This window comes from Streptomyces sp. F001 (assembly GCF_004187715.1).
Lineage (GTDB): Bacteria > Actinomycetota > Actinomycetes > Streptomycetales > Streptomycetaceae > Streptomyces > Streptomyces flavusporus.
On record NZ_QZWF01000148.1, the window covers coordinates 1 to 2,130 of the forward strand.

Genomic DNA, 2,130 nt, shown 5'->3' on the forward strand with positions numbered 1-2,130 from the left:
GTCCTCGGCTTCCGCAGCACTACCGAGCACGCGGTACGCGATGCCGAAGAGCTGGGGACGCGCTGCCATGAACTCCCTCGTGGCCTCGTCGAGGGCGCCTGCATCGTCCCTGGCGCGCATGGATGTCCTCCAGTACTGGAGGACATCCATGCTACAAGCGGTCACAGCACGGCGCGCGCCGTCATGCGCGGGCTGCCCCGCCCTGCTCCGAGCGGGCACATCCGCTCGGGACGCCTGGCGTGCTCACCCCTGCCAGCCGTAGCGATCGCGCGCTTGGGCAACCGTCACCGGGTGGACTGCGCCGGCCCGCGCCAACCGGTCCAGGGCGGCGACCACGATCGACTCGGCGTCCACTCGGAAATAGCGGCGTACGGCATCGCGGGTGTCCGACAGTCCGAAGCCGTCCGTTCCCAGCGACGAGTAGTCCTGCTCGACCCACTGGCTGATCTGATCGGGCACCTGCCGCATCCAGTCGCTGACCGCCAGGACCGGCCCTTCGGCTCCCGACAGCGCGCGGGTCACATACGGGACACACTCCTCACCCCGCAGCCGTGCCCTGTCGGCATTCAATGCATCGCGGCGCAACTCCGTCCAGGACGTCACTGACCAGACGTCAGCCTGGACACCCCATTGGGACATGAGAAGCTCCTGGGCTTCCAGTGCCCAGTGGATGGCCGTGCCGGAGGCCAGCAACTGGATCCGTGGTCCTGCGTCGCTGGGATCCGCCTGCCGGAACCGGTATATGCCCCGCAGGATCCCTTCCTCGACCGATGGCCCGGTGGGCATGGCCGGCTGCTGTTTGGGTTCGTTGTAGACCGTCAGGTAATAGAAGATGTCCTCGGACCGGTCGCCGTACATCCGGCGCAGGCCTTCCCTGACGATCACCGCGATCTCGTACGCGAAGGCCGGGTCGTAGCTGACAGCGGCCGGATTCGTGGATGCGAGCAGGTGGGAGTGCCCGTCGGCGTGCTGCAGTCCCTCGCCGGTCATCGTGGTACGGCCGGCCGTCGCCCCGACGACGAAGCCGCGGCCCAGCTGGTCGGCCAGGGCCCAGAACTGGTCGCCCGTGCGCTGGAACCCGAACATGGCATAGAAGATGTAGAAGGGGATCATGGGTTCGCCGTGTGTGGCGTACGACGTCGCCGCAGCGGTGAACTCGGCCAGTGACCCGGCTTCGGTGATGCCTTCGTCGATGAGCTGGCCGTCCTTGGCTTCCCTGTAGTGGAGTAGCTGATCGACATCGACCGGCTCGTAGGTCTGACCGTTCGGCGAGTAGATCCCGGCGGTCGGGAACAGGGATTCCATACCGAATGTACGTGCCTCATCGGGGATGATGGGCACCCAGCGCCGCCCCGTCTCCTCGACGCGCATCAGGTCCTTGACCAGCCGGACCAGCGCCATGGTGGTGGCCACCTCCTGTTTGCCGAAGCCCTTCTTGAGCGCTTCGAAGGGGCCGGACGGCGGCTGCTGCAGCGGCTTGGCCACCACCCTCCGTACGGGGACGGGGCCGGCCAGAGCCGAGCGCCGGTCACGCAGGTACTGCACCTCTTCAGAGTCTTCACCCGGGTGCCAGAACGGCACCACGTCCCCGCTCAGCGCGCTGTCCGGGATGGGCAGTTCCAGCACGTCGCGCATCTGACGGAACTGGGCCATGGTCAGCTTCTTCATCTGATGGTTGGCGTTGCGGGACTCGAAGCCCGGACCCAGCGTGTGACCCTTCACCGTCTGGGCGAGGACGACGGTGGGCCCGCCCCGGTGCTCGACCGCGGCCCGGTAGGCGGCGTAGACCTTGAGCGGTTCGTGTCCGCCCCGGGAGTTCTCGAACAGGTCGGTGAGCTGCGCGTCGCTCAGACCTGCGGCAAGGCCGGACAGCGCATCGCCGGTGAAGAAATGCTTGCGTATGTAGGCGGCGTCCCGGGCGGCGTACGTCTGGAGCTGGGCATCGGGTACCTCGCCGAGGCGGCGGACGAGGGAGCCGTCGGTGTCCTGCTGCAGCACCGGGTCCCAGGCCTCGCCCCAGAGAGTCTTCACCACATGCCAGCCCGCGCCGCGGAACCGCGCCTCGAGCTCCTGCACGATCTTGGAATTCGACCGCACCGGGCCGTCCAGCCGCTGCAGGTTGCAGTTGAC

At 67.7% G+C, this 2,130-nt stretch carries 1 protein-coding gene and 1 pseudogene; both read right to left on the bottom strand.

Annotated features, from left to right (window positions below):
• Positions 1-120 (bottom strand): annotated as a pseudogene (locus StrepF001_RS49265) (RNA polymerase subunit sigma-24); the annotation flags it as partial.
• 123 nt (positions 121-243) lie between these two features.
• On the bottom strand, positions 244-2,130 hold a 1,887-nt coding region (locus StrepF001_RS45100; protein WP_129803859.1), incomplete at its 5' end, for a pyruvate dehydrogenase (acetyl-transferring), homodimeric type.